The sequence below is a fragment of the Polaromonas sp. P1_G4 genome, from assembly GCF_056405475.1.
This window is the reverse complement of record NZ_JBFUCA010000357.1, coordinates 1-4,443: the sequence shown is the minus strand read 5'-3', so window position 1 is coordinate 4,443 and position 4,443 is coordinate 1. Positions and strand designations below refer to the sequence as shown.

Sequence of the window (4,443 nt, the reverse complement as noted above, 5' to 3'; positions counted from 1 at the left end):
CTCACTGCGTGTAGCCTGTTCCCCCCTCGAGGGGGCGGCGCCTGCGGCCCGGCAAAGCCGGTTCCGCGGCACCTGCTGGGTTTAAGAGTTCTTTGGTAACCAGTGGGAGCGGTCAGTCCCTCACGTCAGCTACTGGATTGGCGCCGAAATCTGGCCGTGCCAGGAAAGCGAGGATTCGCGCAGCGGCATCTTCGGGCGATGTCAGTACGCCGCCCGTTTTCAAACCTACAAACGACTCACGATCCGGAAAGGCCTTGGGGTCGGCTGCGCGCAGCTGCTCCTGCATGCCTGTGTCGATCACGCCGGGTGCGAGTGAGCAGACTTTGGCGCCATGGGGCTTCAGGGCTTCTTCCAGTGCCAGGCAGCGGGTGAAATGGTCCATGCCGGCTTTGGCGGCGCAGTAAGCCGCTTGCGAAGCCATGGCGCGGCGCCCCAGGCCCGACGAAATATTGAGCACCTTGCGCGGCGCCTGCCAGCCGCCGGTGGCGCGCAGGAAGGCGGCGGTGATTTGCATGGGCGCTTCCAGTCCCACACGCAGCGCCCTTGCCAGGTCTGCTTCGCCAATCTGGTCCAGCGAGCCGATCTGCGGGATCACGCCTGCGTTGTTGATCAGCGTGACGCTGGTCCAGGGTGCCCTGGCATGTGAATCCTTGAGCCAGCTTTCCAGCTTCTCATTCAGTGAGCCGCTGTCCGCCAGGTCATGCGCCCATTGCAGCACCGTAGCGCCGACATGCTGCGCATGTTCTTCCAGCTCGGGCACGGCAGTGCGCGAAATGCCAAGCACCGTGTGGCCGGCGGTGAGCAGCTGGCGTGCCATGGAAAAGCCCATGCCGCGCGAGGCGCCTGTGATCAGGGTGAGGTGGGTGTTTTGTGTCATGGTTGCATGGTAGCGCCGGTACCATGGAACTGCTCGCGGTCTAAAAGTCGGGCTTGCTTTCAAATGCCATCGCCTGCCCGCTGGCCGGATGCGTGAGCTGCAGCGCTGCGGCGTGCAGCAACAGCCGGGGCGCGGCCGCCTGTACCGTTTCAGAGGCGTACAGCGCGTCGCCTAAAATCGGATGGCCCAGCGCTTTTAGATGCACGCGCAATTGATGCGACCGGCCGGTGACAGGTTCGAGTTCTACGCGCGTGGTGTTAGCCGCCGTATCATGCGCCAGCACGCGCCAGCGGGTCTGGCTGGGTTTGCCGCGTTCGGCATCGATGATGCGCAGCGGCCGGCGTGGCCAGTCCACGATGATGGGCAGGTCGATCAGGCCCCAGCCGTCCGGGGCATTCGGATCACTCGATGCGGGCAAGTGGCCGCTTACCACCGCCACGTAGCGCTTGCCAACCTCACGCGTTTCAAACGATCGGCTCAGCGCCCGCTGCATGGCCGCGCCGCGCGCCATCAGCATCAGGCCCGAGGTGGCCTGGTCCAGCCGGTGCACGATCAGGGCGTCTGGAAAGGMGGCCTGCACGCGGGCACTCAGGCAGTCCTGCTTGTCTTCGCCGCGTYCCGGCACTGAGAGCAGTCCTGAAGGCTTGTCCAGCACCAGCAGGAACTCATCGGCGTGTAGCAGCCTCACACCTGGAATGTCGATGACATTACCTGCGGGGTAATTGTTCTGCGGCGGCTCGRCCTTCATGATTCAGTCAACGAAAAGTTTTTAACCAAGGAGAAGACATCATGACTGACGCAGGTGCCATTGCCATTGCATGTGGATTGATCATCGGCCTGGGCGCCATTGGCGCCTGCCTGGGCATAGGGACGATGGGCGGGCGATTTCTGGAAGGTGCCGTGCGCCAGCCCGAATTGATGGAGCCGCTGCAGGTCAAGATGTTCCTGCTGGCCGGCCTGATCGATGCCAACTTCCTGATCGGTGTGGGCATCGCCATGATGCTCTTGTTCGCCAATCCCCTCTAGGGCTGGGGCTTGGCTTTAGGCGGCGGGAAGTTGTGAACCGGCGGGCTGCTGCGTTTGACTTCCCGCAGCATGAAGAGGTAAAGGCTTTCGACTTTCTCGCGCGCCCAGGGCGTCTTGCGCAAAAATTTCAGGCTGGACGCCACGCTGGGGTCGCTGGTAAAACAGCGGATGTTGATGCGCTGGCCCAGCTCTTCCCAGCCGTAGTGGTCAGACAGCGCAGTGACGATCGTTTCCAGCTTGACGCCATGCAGTGGATTGCCCGGCTGTGCTGGAGCGACAGCCAGGACATCTCCGGGCGGGTTTGCAGGCAAGTCGCCAGTGCCGACCATCAAAACCTTATTTGTTCTTCAGTTTGCCGCGCAGCGGAACCTGCGTCACGATGGTCGGGCGCACCGCGTCGGGAGACACCGTCTTGGGTGGCGAGGTGTCCTTCTTCGGCTTCTTGACCATCTTGTTGTTGTTTTGCTGTCCTTTTGCCATGGTTTTCTCCGTTGGGTTGAGTGAGGTTGATAAAAGAATCGCGAGAGGGATGCCGTGATTATCAATGCAACTTGATGCGGGGGCGATAGGTGCGGTCCAGCATTTCMGACAGCGTGATCAGTGCGGTTTTCTTGAAGCCGCCCAGCGCCAGCTGGTGCTGCTTGTGCAGGCCCCAGTACATGAACTTGGCCAGCTGGCCTTCAATGAAGAAGCTGCCCTTGGTGAGACTGCCCATCAGGCTGCCGACGGAAGAGTATTCCGACAGCGACACCAGCGAACCCTGGTCCTTGAAGACGAAGGGCGCTACCGGCTTGCCGGCGATCAGGTCGGAGAGTGAGCGTGTCAGGTACATGGCCTGCTGGTAGGCGGCCTGGGCTCGCGGTGGTACCCAGGTGCCGTCGGGTTGCTGGCATGCCGCACAGTCGCCAAAGGCATAGATGTTTGCGTCGCCCGTGCTTTGCAGGTTTCCGTTCACCACCAGCTGGTTGAGCCTGTTGGTTTCCAGCGGGTTGCCATCGCCCAGGGTCCGCAGAAAGTCGGAGGCTTTTACGCCGGCGGCCCACACCGTGATGCTCGATGAAATGACCTTGCCGCTGGCCATCTTCAGGCTGTCGGCCGTGACTTCCACCACTTTTTCATTGGTGTGCACTTCGATGGCCAGCTTGCGCAGCTCGCGCATGGCCGATTCGCTCAGTCGCTCGGGCAACTGGGCCAGCAGGCGCGGCGCGGCTTCGACGAGAATGATCTGCAGGTCTTTTTCGGGGTGGATGTGGTCAAAGCCGTAGTTGGCCAGCACCCGCGCTGCGGCGTGCAGCTCGGCGGCCAGCTCCACCCCGGTGGCGCCGCCGCCCACGATCGCCACCGTCAGACGACCGCTGCCGGCCACGCGCGGCACGGTTTGCGCGCGAATGCAGGCGTTGATGAGGCGGTCGTTAAAGCGCTTGGCGGCCTGCGGGCTGTCGAGCTTGATGGTGTGTTCGGCCGCACCGGGCGTGCCGAAGTCGTTGGTCTGGCTGCCCACGGCAATCACCAKCGTGTCGTAGGCCAGTTGCTGGGCCGGTGTGATCTCGCGGCCGGCTTCGTCATGGCTGGCGGCCAGCTGCAGGGTTTTGTTCTGGCGGTCCACGCCGGTCAGGCTGCCCAGACGGAACTTGAAGTGGTTCCAGCGGGCCTGCGCGAGGTATTCAATTTCTTCGGCGTGGGTGTCAAAACTGCCGGCGGCCAGCTGGTGCAGCAGCGGTTTCCAGACGTGGGTGCGGGCGGCGTCGACCAGGGTGACCTCGGCCAGGCCCTTTTTGCCCAGGCGTTTGCCCAGTTGCGTGGCCAGCGCCAGCCCTCCGGCGCCTCCGCCCACTATGACGATGCGGTGCATAACTTCTTCCTCCTGGTGCCAGGGTGGCCCTGTTATGTCGCCATGTTAACTGCCTGTTTCGCCTAAAACGGTCTCCCACTTAAAGCCAATGGCCTAATTTTCAGGCCAGCAGGCGGGCTTATCGGGCTTGTTTTCCGGTTTGGGTAAAAATGGTCCCGCTCCGGGGAGAGCCCTCATGCCTGTGGATGAGTCAATGCACTAATTCTGGATTTAGCTATACAGGACGTGCGCAAGCAGCTATTAAATCAATAGCATTGCAACCGCCGAAGCGTCCCCTCAAGAGTAGCCCCGTGCCACACCTGGCGGGTACGGCGCTGTTAAGCTTCGGGCCGCATGCCGACACACTCATTCAAGGAACTCACCCGCCAGCGCGCCTACATGCGCATGTGGTTCGCCCGGATTTTTGCCACCACAGGCAACCAGATGCTGATGGTCGCCGTGGGCTGGCAGATGTACGAACTGACCGGTAACGCCTGGGACCTCGGGCTGGTGGGGCTGTACCAGTTTGTTCCGGCCTTGCTGCTGACGCTGGTGGCCGGACACGTCGCCGACCGATTTCACCGTGGGCGCATCATCGCGGCCTGCCTGGTCACGCAGGCCACGGTGGCGATGATCCTGGTGGCGGCCACACAGGGCTGGCAAATTGGGGGAATGCACCACAGCTGGGCTTCGCGCGAGTTGTTGCTGG

At 62.5% G+C, this 4,443-nt stretch carries 7 protein-coding genes; 2 read left to right on the top strand and 5 right to left on the bottom strand.

What is annotated here, in order from left to right:
• Positions 1 to 112: 112 nt before the first annotated feature.
• Together AC1D1X_RS16485 and AC1D1X_RS16480 are read right to left on the bottom strand one after the other, a co-directional pair.
• On the bottom strand, positions 113 to 877 hold the full coding sequence (locus AC1D1X_RS16485; protein ID WP_477671463.1) for an SDR family NAD(P)-dependent oxidoreductase: 765 nt from the start codon (positions 875 to 877) through the stop codon (positions 113 to 115).
• A gap of 40 nt (positions 878 to 917) precedes the next feature.
• Positions 918 to 1,625, bottom strand: coding sequence for a pseudouridine synthase (locus tag AC1D1X_RS16480; RefSeq protein ID WP_477698675.1), 708 nt, complete (start codon positions 1,623 to 1,625; stop codon positions 918 to 920).
• 41 nt (positions 1,626 to 1,666) lie between these two features.
• Between AC1D1X_RS16480 and atpE the strand changes: the two genes are divergently transcribed.
• The gene (gene atpE, locus AC1D1X_RS16475; protein ID WP_477671465.1) at positions 1,667 to 1,903 is read left to right on the top strand and encodes a F0F1 ATP synthase subunit C; all 237 of its coding nucleotides are present in this window, start codon (positions 1,667 to 1,669) and stop codon (positions 1,901 to 1,903) included.
• Here the strand turns inward: atpE and AC1D1X_RS16470 are convergent.
• From AC1D1X_RS16470 to AC1D1X_RS16460, 3 genes are all read right to left on the bottom strand, one after another.
• Positions 1,900 to 2,232, bottom strand: coding sequence for a VF530 family protein (locus AC1D1X_RS16470; RefSeq protein ID WP_477671466.1), 333 nt, complete (start codon positions 2,230 to 2,232; stop codon positions 1,900 to 1,902). The genes atpE and AC1D1X_RS16470 overlap by 4 nt on opposite strands.
• Positions 2,233 to 2,239: 7 nt before the next feature.
• Positions 2,240 to 2,383, bottom strand: a complete 144-nt coding sequence (locus AC1D1X_RS16465) for a hypothetical protein (protein WP_164483755.1) — start codon at positions 2,381 to 2,383, stop codon at positions 2,240 to 2,242.
• Positions 2,384 to 2,444: 61 nt separating this feature from the next.
• Positions 2,445 to 3,755 carry an NAD(P)/FAD-dependent oxidoreductase gene (locus AC1D1X_RS16460; RefSeq protein WP_477698674.1) on the bottom strand — a complete coding sequence of 437 codons (1,311 nt, stop codon included), beginning with the start codon at positions 3,753 to 3,755 and terminating at the stop codon, positions 2,445 to 2,447.
• Positions 3,756 to 4,088: 333 nt separating this feature from the next.
• On the opposite strand from AC1D1X_RS16460, the gene AC1D1X_RS16455 reads away from it, so the two are divergent.
• On the top strand, positions 4,089 to 4,443 hold a 355-nt coding region (locus tag AC1D1X_RS16455), incomplete at its 3' end, for an MFS transporter (RefSeq protein ID WP_477698673.1).